2 protein-coding genes are annotated in these 17054 nt (G+C 43.7%); both read right to left on the bottom strand.

Annotated features, from left to right (window positions below; translation table 11 throughout):
* Positions 1–12 precede the first annotated feature (12 nt).
* Positions 13–4785, bottom strand: coding sequence for a type I polyketide synthase (locus HAP68_RS07005; protein ID WP_024085255.1), 4773 nt, complete (start codon positions 4783–4785; stop codon positions 13–15).
* The gene (locus HAP68_RS07000) at positions 4785–17036 is read right to left on the bottom strand and encodes an SDR family NAD(P)-dependent oxidoreductase (RefSeq protein WP_024085254.1); all 12252 of its coding nucleotides are present in this window, start codon (positions 17034–17036) and stop codon (positions 4785–4787) included. The genes HAP68_RS07005 and HAP68_RS07000 overlap by 1 nt, the downstream gene beginning before the upstream one ends.
* Between the last annotated feature and the right edge of the window lie 18 nt (positions 17037–17054).

The raw sequence follows: 17054 nt of genomic DNA, 5'->3' as shown, positions 1-17054 counted from the left end.
CAAAATGATAAACTAATCCTGCATACGCTCCAGCGCATAATCTGCTTCTTCGGCAGTCAGTTCGCCCGCTTTTAATTGTCTGAGAAGCTCTTTTACTCTCTCGTTCTTTCCATTGGAATCCACTGTTGCACGAGTCTGTGCCTCCGCGGAAAACGTTTCTTTTTTACGAATGGTTACATCCTTCAAACCTGCAAGTCTTTCTCCTTGTTCATTAAGCAGCTGAATATCGTAAATAAGCTCGGATTGACCTTTTTGGCCTGTTTTACGCGCATAAGCCCAGCATTCTGCTGAAACTTTTTTCCGAATCGTAATCTCTCCTATTGAAAAAGGAACATAAACAGATGCCTCTTCTCTTCCGTCCGTAATCCCGAACAAAGATTGCAGAGCCCCATCAATTAAAGACGGATGCAATGTATAATTTTCAAGAGCATATGCGGCTTCTTTTGGCAGCAATAAGTGTGCAACCGCTTCTGTTTTTCCGCCCCATAAACGTTGAATCGGCTGAAAAGCGCGCCCATACAGGAACCCGTTTTCCCGAAAATACTTGTAACATTCATCTTGTTCACGGACAAAAGCACTTCTGTTTATCATCTCTTGTCTGTCGATATTCTCTATATCATCATCACCGTAATGATGATCATAATCTAATTCCCCCGTCACAAATCCATTCCTTACAGCAGCATCCTCGTCAGATGACATATTAAATAATATTTTGCCGTCTTTTACGGAAACGTGAGTGTAAATGGTCAGGCTCTCTTGCAAAAGCATGGCCGGTCTTGCAAATATCACGTTTTTTAAACGAGTGACCTCTTTCTTTCGATATGACCGCGTTCCCGCTGCGCATGCCATTTCAAGAAAAGCAGCTGCCGGGAGAATGCTCTTGTTTTTTACGATGTGGTCTTTTAACCAAATCTCTTTTTCTCTTAATGTCGTTTTAAAAAACTGCTGTTCCAGAGTAGATTCATTCGAATCCAGAAGCGGGTGCAGTGAAGACTGCTGCGGCAATATTTCCGGAAATATTGCGCTTTGATTTCGAGGCACCCAGTAAGACTCCTCAGCAAATGGATATAAAGGAAGCTTGACCTTTTGCGGGGTATACTCTTCATATAACTCTCTCCATTGAATATCAGCCCCGAAAGACCATAATTTTGCTAGAAGATTCAAGTCCTTTGTCTCCATCATCGCTTCGAGGAATTTATCTTTCATCTTTTGATCATGAAAGATAAAGACTTTATCAAAATCTTTTGTAACATTGCCTTTGTATACGCCCTCTCCAATTGTTCCTTCAGTACAGAAAGTTCTCAGCTTCTCCTTAAGTTCCGGCAAATCGGAAGCTACAACAGCAAGTCTGTCTTCCATAGGCTCCCTGCATGTCTGCAATGTAAAAGCGATATCAGCTGCCGAGGCTGTTGTCTCCCGCTCTGTGAATTGCAGAAGGCGCCGGGCGTATTCTTTCAGTCTGTCTTCATTTTTGGCAGAAAGAACTGCGGCAAACGGACCGCTTATTGTTTGTGTGTCCGCATGGTTTTGATATTCCTCCACAATGACATGGGCATTTGCTCCTCCCGCTCCGAACGAACTGATTGCTGCTCTCCTGTTAGAGGCGCCTGATTCTTTCCGCCACTCTTCTTCTTTCTGCTGAACGTAAAAAGGCGTCTTTTCAAATCGAATATTTTGGTTCAGCTGTTCCGAGTGAATGGATGGCGCCAACTTCTGATGCTTAAATTGTAAAAGAACTTTTGTAAGGGCTGCTATACCTGCGGCAGACTCCAAATGTCCGATATTAGACTTCACTGAACCTATGGCACAAAATTGTTTATCATCCGTAAATTTCTCAAAAGCTTTTGTCAATCCTGCGATCTCAATCGGATCTCCGAGCGAGGTACCCGTTCCGTGTGCTTCCAAGTAGCTGACGGATCGCGGACTGATGCCCGATTTCTTGAAATTTTCAGCAATCAGCTCAGCTTGTGCATTCGGATTCGGAACCGTAAATCCATTGGTTTTTCCGCCATGATTTACAGATGTTCCTTTAATCACTCCGTATATATGATCCTGATCAGCAATTGCTTTTTCCAGAGGTTTCAACAGAACGGCTCCCGAACCTTCTCCCGGGACATAGCCGTCTCCGCCCTCTCCGAAACTTCTGCACAATCCTTCGGTGGAAACAAAATTACCTTGACTCAGCCAAAGGTATTTGCTGGGGTGTATGGATACATTAACGCCGCCTGCAAGCGCAATTTCACTTTCCCCTCTTTTAATACTCTCACATGCCAAGTGAATGGCCGTCAGCGATGATGAACACATCGTATCCAGTGCAATGCTCGGGCCGGAGAGATTAAAAAAGTATGAAACCCTGTTGGCAATAGATGAAAAGAAGGAACTGAGCGCAATCGGATTGCCCCGCGCAGTTTCTTCTGCGCCGAATAATTGATATTGTCCGTACATGGCTCCGACAAATACACCGGCTTTCATACCGTTAAGCTTCTCTTTTGTATATCCTGAATCTTCAAACGTATGCCAGGAGGTTTCGAGAAAAATTCGCTCCTGAGGGTCCATCAGCTCAGCTTCTTTATGAGAAATGTGGAAAAACAGCGGATCGAATTGATCAACACCGCTGATAAAACCGCCCCACTTACTGTTGATTTTCCCCTTCTCCATTCTGTCGGGACTGTAATTCGATCTGAAATCCCAACGTTCCTCGGGGATTTCAATAATACAGTTTTTCCCTCCGGCAATGTTTTCCCAGAACTCCTCAAGAGTATCGGAATTCGGATATCTTCCGCTCACACCGATAATGGCAATATCCTCCCCCGGCTGATCCATGCTCGGTGCAGGTGTATCCTTCTGCTGCCGGTGCTGTTTTTTACTCGGATTTTCTCTTTTCTTCTGCACTCTTGTTACCGGAGCTGCCCCTGCGGCCTTAAGCACTTTTTCTTTAAAAGATGTTAGGAAGAAGTTTGAAAGCTCTTCAATGTTCTGATATTCAAAAAAGATTGTTTTCGGAAGATCCCCGAAAGTATCTTCAAGCTTTGCAATAAGTGACATGATCATAAGTGAGTTGATTCCGAACTTCTCAAAAGAGTCTTTCGCATTTATTTTATGAGCTTGGATTTTCAAGACACCGCTGATGATCTTGATTAAATAGTCATTGACTTTTTCTTTCGCAGCATATTCCGCTTCTTCATCGTGTTCCGCCGTGAGTGTATCTTGATCTGCTGCAGCTGTATTTCTTTGAATCGAAAGCGCCTTTATCATTTTATCCCGCTCACCTTCTGCAGGCATTAAGCTGGTAAATGCAGACCGCAGCATTTTCAGAAACGCTTCCAGAACAGAGGAAGCTCGCATCGGAGTCATTCCGTATTTTTCTTTTATTTGAACGATTCCACTGCTGTCGAGACTCATTCCGCCATCTTTCAATAACGGCCAATTGATTGATAGTGTTTTTCCGTTTCGAGAGAGCTGGGATCGAAGCATTGCAAAACTGTCCATAAAATGATTTGCGTACGCATAGTCACTTTGGCCGGCATTTCCGTAAGCGGAAAAAGAAGAAAAGAGAACAAAAAAATCAAGATCTTCGTCTTTTGTCAGCTCATCCAGCCAGATTGTCCCGTAAACTTTCGGTTTCAGTACGTCCGTAAAATCACTGAGACTTTTATTTACAAGAAATGAATCACGAAGGATGCCGGCAGCATGGATGATCCCGTTTATGCTGCCGTACCGCTCTTTAACGCCGAAAATGAATCGCTCTGCCTCTGTTCGATCTGTTATGTCCGTCCGCTGATATTCAACAATAGAGCCGCTCTCATTAAGCTTACTGATCCGTTCTTTTTGATCAGCTGTTAAAAAAGAACGGCCTGTAAGTATAATCACGGCTTGGTTTTCATTAGCGATGTGTTCCGCAAACAGCAGCCCGAGTTTTCCGGCTCCTCCGGTAATGATATATATGCCGCCTTTTTGATACGTTACAGATCCGTTATCGTGTTCCGGAATATCAATAGGCTGCAGTCCTTTCACATAACGGGTATATGAGTCTATTAAAACCTCACATTCATCCGTTTGAATGCGCTGCATTTCACTGATTGCAGCATCCCACATCTCGGAAACCGGAGGATTTATGTCAGAATCCTCGTGGCGTATCTGTATGGTTTTCGCTTTAAGCTTGGAGCTTTCCATGTTTACCGTTTTCACGAACCCTCCGACAGCTTCATGAAACGGCTGATTCAGACCGCTTGTCCAATAAATATGCAATAACGTAACAGGTTCGTTTCTTCGCATTAAAGCTTTTGATAATAAAAAGAGCGAGTTTATCCCTCTGCGAAGAGTTTCATTAACAGATTCTTCAGTGAATTCTCTGATTTCTCTATTCCATAAATAAAGCACGACATCAGGTGTAAATCCGTTTTCAGCCAAATCAGACAGCAGCATTTCGACATGATGTTCATCAGAAGGATTGATTGTGCATCTATTCCGTTCAATTCTGTAATCAGAATCGGGCGTTACAAGAATGACACGGTTATGTTCTCCATTCATCATCTCGGCATGCTGAAAAAGACGGTTATCCTGATCAAAAATCAGCATATTCCCCGGTGCCTGCTGATTCGGCATATCAATGTGATTTGTCCTGACCCAATCGGTCTTAAAAAAAATGGTTGGGGACGGAGCTTGTGATTCCGGCTCCGCCTTTTTTTCCATTTGTTGTTTTCTGTAAGTACGAATTAGCTCCAGTCCTGCATCAGGAGACATTTGCTGTTCTTCAATTAAGGAAAGTATTTGTTTGATCTGCACTATTTTCCCTCCAGCAGCTGATAAACTTGGTCAGCAGAAAGTTCACCGTTTTTCAATTGTTCCAATAAGAAGAGAATTTCCTGATCTTCATTTTTATGACCTGCGGTTAATTCTCCCCCGGTCACTTTTCTGACAGAGAAGTCTTTCATGCTCACGGCTACTTCGCCGCTCTCGTTAATAAAATCAATGTTATACGTATAAAAACCGGTTTCTCTCACCGAAACATGGCATCGGGCAGTAAGCGCTCTCTTAATGTGAAGCTCTCTAAGTGAATAAGGAACAAATAAGCCGTCTTCCTCATTTTCTCTTAACAAAAATGCCGCCGCTTGAAAACCGCCGTCAATTAATGAAGGATGGAGTGTAAAATGTGAAAACCCGTTCGTTAAATGATCCGGAAGCTCCAATTCTGCCATTAACTCCACATCACCGCGATATACGGCTTTCAACGTTTGAAAACCGCTCTGATATGTCAGGCCCATACCACTGAAGCGGTGATAACACTCTTTCCGGCTTATGACCGTTTTACTGCTGCGTATGAACTGATCAATATCGACATACTCAGGATTGCTGTTTATGTCTCCGAATACTGTTTCACATTGTGTGCAGATTTGCTGCACGCCATCCGGGCCCTCTTTACATATCGTTACGTTCAACTTATCTTGTTTCATTTCCAAGCCGGTATAAATGTGCAGCGTTTTTCCTTTATATAATATAGGTCTGTTCCACATCACGTCTTTTATTTTATATACTTTACTTTCTCCGCTTATTTCCGCACAAACTAGAGCCATTTCAAGCGAAGCGGCTCCCGGCAACACACAGTCTCCTGAAACAAGGTGATCAGTGACGAAAAATTCAGTTCCGGAAATAACAGTTTTAAATGCTTGTTTCTTTAATGTTGAGACATTCTCGCTGATTAATGGGTGAAGACTTTTGCTATTAACCTCGCTTTTGTTCTTTTTCGGAGTAAACCAATAACTCTCTTTTGCAAACGGATAAGACGGCAGCGGCACTCTATTCAATTTCTCATTGCCGATGGTCTTCCATTCAAACTCGGCTCCATTGGCCCACCATTGTGCGAGCAGCTCCTCTTTTCCGCTTTGAAGAGCTTCCTGAATCATATATTCAGAAACAGCTGCGCGCTCTTCAGTGTTTTCGCTTATAAATACGCCATTTTGCACCTTGCTTTTATCAAGAAAGCTGACGTATTTATCTCTCAGCTCAGTCAGACTCACTGCACATACGGCAATTCTCTCGTTCATTGCTTCCCGGCCGTTTTGCAATGTAAATTCCATGTCACTGGCATTAACGGTCATGTCACCGGCAATCACGCGATCCAAGTACTGAACCATAAGCCGGATATACTCAAGTAATTGATCTTTGGTTTTCGCAGATAAAACAAAAATGTGTGTTTTACCGTTGTTTTCCGGTACTTCTTTTTGAGGTTCCCTATATTCCTCTAAAACAATATGTGCGTTCACACCGCCGAATCCGAATGAGCTGACACCTGCTCTCCTCGGCAGATCGTTGTTCTCTTCATCTTTTATCGGATTCCACTTTTGAGCGGTTTCTGTGATATAAAATGGCGTATTTTCCATTTTGATGTATGGATTGAGTTCTGAAAAATGGGCGAGTCCCGGAAGTTTGCGATATTTAAAAGCCAGTAACACTTTCAGCACTCCGGCTATTCCGGCAGCGGTTTCGAGATGGCCGATGTTTGTTTTCACAGACCCGATTCCGCAGCTTTTCTGTTTCTCAAAAGGAATGTCCCATTCTTGATATAACGTTTTAAATGCCTTTATGATGCTGTTTACTTCAATCGGATCGCCAAGACTTGTCCCTGTGCCATGCGCTTCTATATATCCCGCAGTGGCGGGACTGACCCCCGCCTTCCGCCAAGCTTCGGTTAATAAGTCCGCCTGTGCGTTCGGATTCGGAGCTGTCAAAGAATTGGCGCGGCCGCCGTGATTTACAGCTGACCCTTTAATCAAACCATAAATATGATCACCGTCTGCCTGTGCTTTGCTGAGCGGCTTAAGCAGTACTGCAGCCGCCCCTTCACTCCTTACATAGCCGTCAGCGCTTTTATCAAACGTTTTGCACTTTCCGTCTTTGGAAAGCATACCTGCTTTATCAAAAGCTATAAACAGAGTAGGGCTTGTCATAATATGCACTCCGCCTGCAATCGCCATTTCAAAATCGCCTCTTTGAATCCCCTCAGCCGCACGATGGAGTGCAACTAATGAACTTGAACAGGCAGTGTCAATCGGTTCGCTCGGACCCGTCAGGTTCAGCTGGTAAGAAATACGATTAGCCAATATACAATGATTTAAACCGGTTGCGGTCTGCGCCTGAACAGAGACGCCATTTTCATTGAGACGTTCCGCATAGTCCGTTGTGGCGACCCCTGCAAACACCGCGGTTTTCGTCCCTGCCAGATCTGACGGCTTATAGCCCGCATCTTCTATTGTTTTCCATACAGTCTCCATAAAAATTCTTTGCTGGGGATCCATTAATTCTGCTTCGGCGGGAGAAATCCCGAAAAACAACGGATCAAAACTGTCCGCGCCTTTGATAAATCCGCCTTTTTTTATTTTTGTTCTATTGACGTCCCTGATCGGATCGCCGTCAAACTCTTTCCAGTCCCAACGGTCTTCAGGAATGTCTGTAATCATATCCCGCCCTTTTTCAATTCCTTCCCAAAAGTCTTCCAGCGTATCTGTTTGGGGGAAACGGCCGCTCATTCCCACTATTGCAACAGGCTCATTCATATGTCTTTCCTCTTGCCTGGTTTTGTTTTCAGGCTCAGGGGAATGTTCATAGGATTCGGGCGGAGGCGTGCTGTACAATGTTTTTTCGTCTGCTGCAGAAAAAGGTTCTGTCTCAGCAAAAAGGATTTCTCCGTATTGCTCGATTACATAATCAGTCAGTTCAGCCAGTGAATTGCATTCAAAGAAAATGGACGGCAATAATTCCGTACCATATTGTTGATTGATTTCATTTCCGAGTCTGGTAAACGTAATAGAATCAAATCCGTACTCGCCGAATGAAGTCTCTTCTTCCATTTCCTTTCTGTCAATCTTTAAAATACTGGACATCATCTTTGCGATGCCCTCAATCAGATTTTCTCTCCTGTCTTTCGCCGCAGATTCATCTGAAGAAAAAGATCCGCAGAGATGAAGCTCTTCGGAATACTCACTCTTTAAAAACTCAAGAAGTTCATTAAAATCAGTAAGACCGAAAAAATCTGACGGCATCATTGATATTCCTAATGTTTCGTTTAATTCGTTGCCCAGCATTGTAAACATAATTGAATCAAATCCGTATTCACTTATCGGCAGTTCAAAATCAAATTCCCGTTCTTCAATTTTTAATACGCCGGTGATGATGCGCGTCAAAGTGCTTTTTAAAGATTCAGTTATTGACAGCTCTTTCGGTTCGTGATTTTCGTCGGCGATTGCCGGGTCACTTTTTCCGCTGTCAATCGTTATCATTCGTTCCAGCTTTAATTCATTACCGCTAAATACCATTATTTGATGTTCACACCCTGTCATTGCTTGATCAAATGCTGCAAGGCCTTCCCGTTTTCCCAGAGGCAGCATTCCGAAACGGTCATAAAGGAACTTCTCTGAATGAATGTCAATTTGCATACCGCCTTCTTTCCATAAAGGCCAATTAATCGAGACTGTTTTTCCAGGTTTATTTTCCGCCGCTCTCATTTCCGCAAAGTAATCCATAAACCGGTTTGCATAAGCATAATCAGTTTGTCCGGCATTCCCGATTATTGCGCTGATAGATGAAAACATAACAAAAAAGTCCAGAGGTTCTCTGTCTGTATACCGGTCAAGCCATATCGTTCCGTAAACCTTGCTGGCCAGGACTGAATCGAGATCCTCTTCACGCTTATTGATGAGTAATGAATCTTTTATCACACCGGCGCTGTGAATAACTCCTTTAACAGGACCTAATTTGTTTTTGACGAGTTTTATCAGGTTGTTGACATTTTCCTTATCAGAAATATCGGTTTTTACATAAAAAACTTCTGATCCGTTTTTTTCGAGCTCTTTTACATTGCTTACGGCTTCCTCAGAAAGCTCTGACCTGCCGATAAGCACAAGCTTTATTCTCCCTTTTCGCACAAGATGTCTGGCAAAAATCAGGCCCAGGCCGCCTGTTCCTCCTGTAATAAGGTAAACTCCCCCTTCTTTTACTTCCATCTTTTTGGGGGGCTCTGCCCTTTCAATTTCTGCAGAGTGTTTCACCTGCCTGATTCCATCTCTGTATCTGATCTCTGAAGCATCATCGCTGATGACTGTTTCTTTCACAAGGTTTTTTAATTCAGGCAGACCGGTGTTCAGCTGTAACTGAATTTCATCGCTGTGTATTTCAATATTTTTACCGGACAACATTGGATGTTCTAAATGAAGCGACCTAAAAAAGCCGCTGATTGCCATTTGATAAGGTAAGATTTGATTGTTCCTTGTGAAAAATACATGTGATATCAGAATTTTATGTCTTGGGATTGTTGCTAACAGAGCTTTCGTTACATTGAAAACCGGCAAAACAGCCTCTTCCAGCTTTTCATGAATGTTATGCTCAATTCCCGTTTCAGGGCTCATCCCGATTAAAATGACGCGGTCAATTGTCACTTGTCTTTCTTTAAGAATCGCCAGCAATTTCTTATAGCCTTCAAGTTTGACGCTGTTCAATTCAAAGGAATCAGCTTCTTTTTCTTGAAAACTTCCGCCATGGCGGACAAAGATCATGTTCAGGCCGATATCTTTATATGCCTGGCGGATCAGCGGTTCTGATATATCCTGACGGAGTGAAATTACAAGGCAACTGTTTAAACCGCTGCCTTCAGGCTGATGAAGCATAGGGGCCCGCTTCCACATATCAGCGTAATACTTAGCTGAATGCCGCTCATTTTGAGTCTGCGGTGCAGCCCTTAATGCCTTCAACGCTAAGTTTTTTATTTTAAGACTTACAGATCCGTGTTCATCCATAAATAGTATATGAAACCTTTTGACATCATCATGTTGTCTTTCATCGGCAGCAGTAATGTAAGCATAGCCGTTTGCCGAAGGTGGGTGAAGAATCTCCAGCTCACCTAATTCAAAAGGCAAATATGCAGTATGATCGTCTTCCTGACCGAACGTAAACCCGATTGTGGATTGAAAAATGCCATCCAATAAACACGGTTCCAGCAGCGCGCCGGATTTTTTATCAATGCTCTCAGGAAGTGATATTCGTGCAAGAACAGCATTTTCATGGATAAACAGCTGTTTTATTACCTGAAAGCCGGCTCCATAGTCCAAACCGCTCTGCCGGAAGTTTCTATAACACTCAGCGCCGCTGATTAATCTTTTCTGCCCGGTTAACCAGCTGTCCAATTTAAAATGCTCTGTATGAGAGGCGTCTTTATCTCCGCATGTCATAATGTTTCCTTGGCAATGAACTGCCGCTTCAGATTGCATATCGGTTTTTACCACAAATCTGCCGTCTTTTTGATTCGGCAGCAGATCTATCATTATCGTCTTTTCTTTTTCAACGGTTATCGGAACCGCCCATACAACCTGACTCAGTTTTATGACTGATTTTCCGTACAGCCTCTCTCCCGCTTCTCTGGCCGCTTCGATGATTGCCGCTCCGGGCAGAACCATATTCCCATGCACAACATGGTCTTTTAAATAATATTCAGAATCTGAAAGCGTTTTATAAAATCGGCACTCACCTGCAGAAAAATCAAATAAAGGAGCTGTACCGGCTGCTGATGTTGTTTGCGCCTTATTTGACACCCACAGTCTGTTTTTTAAGAAAGGGTAAGTCGGCAGCGCAATTTTTGCCGGTTTTCTGCCGGTGCGGAAATCTTCCCAGCTTAAATTCCCTCCCGATACCCAGAATTCAGCCATGTCGGCTAATGTGGTTCTGCCGGATTTGAGCGGAAGATCCGATTGCCGCTGTCCGCGTTTATGATTCGGTTTTTTCCCTCTGAATATTTCGTGATCGTCAATTCCATTATAAAAGTGATTTAATTTCAACATCAGGTCATCGATATTTTTCGAAATGACAGCAAGCCTTTCCGGCATGGCTTCCCGCCCTTCAAGAAGGGTATATGCAATATCAGAAAGGTGAAGCGGCTTATTTGTTCCCGCCGGCTGTAAACACTCGCCCTGCTTATGACGAGCCTTTTGAAGATATTCCTCCAGCTGTTTTGCTGATTCCCGTAAACTCAGTGAATGCTTGGCTGAGAGTACGATAAGTTCTTCACTTTCCTCACGCCCCGTTTGACAGTCAGCAGCAGACTCATACTCTTCCACAAGGATATGAGCATTTGCCCCGCCCGCTCCGAAAGAACTTAATCCCGCACGCCGCGGATATTTGCTGTCAGAATGTTTTTCATTCGCGGGTTTTATCCAGTCGGCGGTTTCCCGCTGGAGACAAAAAGGTGTCTCTTCCAGATAAAGATCCGGATGCACCCGTTCAGCATGCAGTGTTGCGGCTATTTTTTTATACTTCATTTGTAAAATAATCTTTGTCAGGCCGGCAATTCCCGCGGCCGCTTCGAGATGACCGATGTTAGATTTAATCGATCCGAGAGAGCAATATGAAACATCTTCGGTATAAGCTCTGAACGCCTTGGTCAGACCTCGGACTTCAATCGGGTCACCCAGCGGCGTTCCCGTGCCGTGTGCTTCAATAAAGCTGACACTTCTGGCACTCCAACCGGCCGCTTTAAGAGCTCCTTGAATTAAATCCGCCTGTGCGGCAGGATTAGGCACCGTATAGCCATTCGTCTTTCCGCCATGGTTAATTGCCGTTCCTTTTATGACGGCGTACACAGTATCATTATCACGTATGGCATCTTTAAGCGGTTTAAGAATAACGGCCCCGACACCTTCTCCGGGCACGAAACCGTCGCCGCCTTCTCCAAAACTTCTGCATTTTCCCGATTTTGAAAGCATTCCCATCTGACACCGGTATAAATAGTCAGAAGGATGAAGATACAAATTTACTCCTCCCGCAACCGCAACCGAGCACTCACCTTTTTTTAAACTTTGGCAAGCCATGTGAATTGCCGTTAAGGATGAAGAGCAAGCCGTATCTACAGGGATACTGGGACCCGTAAAATCAAATGTGTAAGACACTCTGTTCGCGAGAGACCACGGGAACGAATTTGGAAGTACATCGTTTTTGTCCGTCGGTATTCTTTCGCCGAGCAGCTTGTAAGAATTGGTTGTAACTCCCGCAAATACACCGACATGTTTTTCGGTCTGCTTTCTCAACCCTTCAATGGTATATCCCGAATCTTCAAATGCTTTCCATACGGTTTCGAGAAATATTCGTTCCTGAGGATCCATCGCTTCTGCTTCTCTCGGCGATATTTGGAAAAACAAAGAATCAAATGATTCAGCATTCTTTAAAAATCCGCCCCATTTGCAATAAATTTTCCCCTCATGCGCTTTAGCGGGATCTGGATCATAGTAGGTCTCATAATTCCATCGTTCTTTCGGAATTTCTGTGATTGAGGTTCTCTCTTTTGATAGAAGATCCCACAATTCTTCGATATTTTCAGCCCCGGGATAACGGCCGCTGATACCGATTACCGCTATCCCGTCAAGATGTTCTTTTTCCTCCGCCGCAGATGCAGTGGTGTTTTGTTCCGGCCTGGCGGGGGTAATGCTCTGAATCTGTTTTCCTTTTTCCTCCCGTGAAAATAAACGTCCCAGCCGATCCGGGTATTCCTTTACAAGATGATCTGCTAAATCTCTGATTGTATGAAATTCAAATAAAAGCGTTTTCGAAATTGCTCCCAGTGACTGCTCCAGCTTTGTGTTGCATTGATGAATCATAACGGAATCCATTCCATATTCAGCCAGATGCACATCTTGATCGATCTCTTCCCGTTCTGCACCGACCTCACAGGAGATGATATTGGTTAAAAACAAAACTGTCTGATCCAAAATATCGCCTTGAGCCAAAGGAACGGCACTGCCTGTCTCTGTTTCGTCCGTCAAAAATCTCTGCTGCATAAAATGTTCAAAGCGTTCATGATCACCGCAGACTGCAATATTATGCAGCTGACCCGAAGTTACAATCCGCGAAAACCATTGCGTTCCGTCTTCAGCAGGAAGTTCTTCGAGCCCTGAACCATGAAAAAGAGACGTCCGCCCTTGACCTGACAGGTTCGCCCCCATTCCGATGTCTTGCCATAAAGGCCAATTGATTGTCAGGGTGCGGCCGCTGCGCAGAGAATTTTGCCGTTTCTGTTCCCGATATTCGGCAAAATGATCTAAAAAGCCGTTTGCATATGCATAATCACACTGACCTTCGTTGCCTGCAATAGAGACGACTGAAGAAAAAACGGCGAAAAAATCTAATTCGAGCGACTTCGTTGCATGATCAAGATTCAATGCGCCATGAACTTTCGGAGCAATCACCTCTGAAAGTTCATGCTTTGTTTTTCGAAAAAGCAGCGAGTCTCTGATAACTCCTGCACAATGAATGACGCCATGAAGACCTGCATGCTGATCGGTAATACCGTCAATCATTTTTTTTACCGCTTCTTTATCGGATATATTCGCCTGTATATAATAAACCTTGGCTTTAAAGCTGTTCAGGTATTCTAAATGTTTCTGCTTATCTCCGTTTAAAACAGATCGCCCCGATAGGATAATAGTGGATCTTTCAGTTTTCGCGCAATATTCAGCGATTTTACTGCCAATCCCCCCAAATCCCCCTGTAATTAAATATACTTTATCTTTTTCAGGGTATTGAATGGTCTTTCTGTTTGTTTCTCTCTGCTTCTCTAACATCCGTGCATATCTTACGCAGCCTCTGTAAGTGATATGAATATGCCGATCAGGCGCTGTGTTTATTTCTTTATAAAGAATGTCAGCCTTCTCTGAACATGAAACGGATGCAGAATCATGTTCAAAGCAAACCGTCTTACAATGCAGCTGCGGGTACTCTTGTTTTACCGATTTTAAAAAACCGCTCACACCTTCAAAATACGGCAATTTTTCTTTTTGATCTGCGCTGAATGTATAAATGAACGTTACTTTGTTTATAAGGTTCTCGCTGATTAAAGCCTTAGTCAGATAAAACACAGAATAAATTCCTGATGCGAGTGTTTCTTCCAGTTCAGGCTGTTTTTCAGACCAAGTATGCAAAATTGCATCGGGCGCTGCGCCTTTTTCCTTTAACAGACGAATGACACCTTGATAATCTTCGGGACACTGCCTGTTGATGGTGAAAACACTGTCGCTTATCTGCTCTAAACGGTCACCGGGCATAATAAGATATGCGGACGTATTCTCTCTTTTTTTCAGCTCTTCAAAATAGTCTTTATTCCCGGAGAACAACAAAATAGTACAGGCTTGTCCGCTGCCCGCTTCATTCTCAAGTGCGGTTTCTTTCCATACCGGCGTATAAAGTGCCTGATTCTTCTTTTCTGAAAAAGCCGCGTCTGATTTTACCGGCTGAGGGTTTAAAGAAAATTGAGAGCGCTCAAACGGATAAGGCGGAAGCGGGGCTTTTCTTTTATGATAATCACCTAGTTTCGCCCATTCAATCTCTTCTCCTGAAAGCCACATTTGCATAAATGAATGATAAAGAGCCTCATCGGCTGGTTTGTCCGCTTCAAAAGCAGCCGCTTTGTTTAGTTTTGCTGATGGAGGGAGCGATCCGAATTGAAAAACTGAAAAATCAGAGATATTCACATCCGGCTCCGTTCCCTTTTCTTCCGTGTGAAGCGGCATATGGTCAGCTATCTCCTGAAACACGGCATCCATCTGATTGTATTCTGTCATCAGCGGAAAACGGGCCTTATTATAAAAACCTGACGGATGCTCATTCATACAAGCAACAGCCTGTTTAATTCCGTCTTGCTTTTTCAATAACATGCTCAGAAAAAGTTCTTTAGACAAGATTCCTTCATCCAGTAAATTTAATATTTCCAGAACATAATCATTATCAAAGAATCCATCATAATCTGTTAAATCCCATCTCTTATACAGTCTTCTCATAGAGGCAAGGATAGCCATGATCGCCGCTTCCTCTTCAGCCGGCAATGCGTTTCTTTTATCCGCCGTGCGATTCACAATATAAGATAAAATCTCGATTTCCTGAGTCTTTCCCGCTTTATCCCACTCTTCTAAAAACCCTTTAAACGTATATTGGTGCTCAAGAAGCAGCCGTGTTTTCCCGTACAGGCGGTCTGTAAAATCAGCCGGGAAGCTCAGACCGTTCAGCAGCATCCTTACATATTCTTCATTTAATCGAACCGGCGGGTACGTTTTTGAAGTGTACGGATTGACAAATGGAATGGACGGCGGCTCGCAGGATAAGTGCGAAGGTTTTTCAGCGCCTGTGATGACAGAAATGGCCTTTTCAATTTTGATGATATCCGCTGCTGCAAGAGCGACGTAATATCCGTCTCCGGCGCCTGTAATGAGACTTGGCTTAAAACCGGATGCCAGGATACTTTTTATGATTTCCGTATTGATAACTAAAGAATACAAGCGGATTTTCTCAGGCGTCCATTTTCTTTTAAATGAACTGTGCAATGCTGGTATACCCTTCAGCACCGACCTTACGTTCTTTTCTAGATCAGGGAACACGCGTTTCAAAACGGCAAATTGTTTATAACTTTCCCATTTGAAGTCACCGATGGCAAGCGCCCATTCAGAATTATGTTTCCTCCGAAAACTTAATCCCTCTTTAAGCTGATTTTTAAATTCCTCCTTGCTGCCTGCCAATAAACCCGCCCTGTAATCAAACGATGTCCTTGTTAAAAGGGTGCTGCTGATCGCTTCATTTGATATTTTGCAAAATTCCTCAGAATCGTCAGAAAAGGTTCTCCAATTATGTATCATTTGTTTCATGCTTTCTTCACTTTTAGCGGAAAAAAGGAAGGGAACCCTTCCCTTTCTGTCAGTTTCGTCATTTGTATGTATAAATTCTTCGATGATGACGTGAGAGTTAACACCCCCAAAACCGAAGGAGCTGATTCCCGCCCTGAGCGGCCCCCCGTCTGCCGCCTTCCAATCACTTGAATCAAGCGCCGGCCTAAACGGTGTTTTTTCAAACTGTATAATTGGATTTACCGTATGTACATTCAGGCTTTTCGGCACCCTCCGATGTTTCATCATCATTAGAACTTTTATCAATCCGGCCATTCCCGCCGCTGCTTCTGTATGACCGATATTTGTTTTCACACTTCCGATTCTGCAATATTGAGTATCCTCAGTATATTGCCGATATGCTTTTGTCAATGCTTCTATTTCTATCGGATCGCCCAGAGATGTACCTGTGCCATGTGCTTCTACATAAGAAACCGTCGCAGCATCAACAGCAGCGTTGTGTAAAGCTTCTGAGATGACCCGGCACTGCGCTTCTGCTCTGGGAGCGGTTATGGAACGGGATTTACCGCCATGATTAACAGCCGTCCCTTTTATGATCCCGTATATATGGTGACCGGCTTTTACTGCATCACCAAGGCGCTGCAGCAATACAACGCCTGCCCCTTCTCCGGGAACGTACCCGTTCGCCGCTGCGTCAAAGGTTTTACATTTGCCGTCAGGACTCAGCATTCTGGCTTTAGAAAAAGAAATATATTTTCCGGGTTGGAAATTCAAGTTTACTCCCGATGCAATTGCATAATCGCTTTCTTTTGTCCGCAATGACTTAACCGCTTCATGTAAAGCAACAAGCGACGATGCACAAGCGGCATTTACAGACATGCTTTTTCCGGTCAAACCGAATGTGTATGAAAGCCGGTTGGAGAGCATAGCTTCGAAACTTCCTAAACAGGCGTAACTGTCGATTTCCGATTCATGACCTGTCTGCCGGTAGTCAGAATTCATAATACCCGCAAAAACAGAAGTGGTTTTACGCTGGAGATCCCGCAAAGAGACCCCGGAATCTTCGATGCACCGCCAAGTTTCTTCTAAAAGGATTCTTTGCTCAGGATCCATGTTTTTCGCTTCCCGGGGAGAGATATTAAAAAACTTATGGTCGAAATGGTCAGCTTTATGAATAAAACCTCCCCACTTGCTGATTGTTTTGTTCGGTATACTGATATCAGCTGAGTAATAAAGATCGGGATTCCACCGTTCAATCGGCACTTCCCGGATGGAATCTTTGCCGCTATTTATGTTTTCCCAGAATTCATGATAATGATCTGCATCGGGGAATCTGCAAGCAACCCCGATTATCGCGATATCCGCACTCTGTTTATTCAAATGAACCATTGGCCTCCACCCGCCCCT

This window comes from Bacillus sp. Bvel1, from assembly GCF_014872755.1.
GTDB classification, from domain to species: domain Bacteria; phylum Bacillota; class Bacilli; order Bacillales; family Bacillaceae; genus Bacillus; species Bacillus velezensis.
Note: the sequence above shows the minus strand (reverse complement) of the source record. Positions and strands in the feature narration are given on the sequence as shown.

What these genes read in the sequence shown, in the direction of transcription:
- HAP68_RS07000 (WP_024085254.1), bottom strand. Translation starts at nt 17,036, where the DNA reads ATGGTTCATTTGAATAAACAGAGTGCGGATATCGCGATAATCGGGGTT.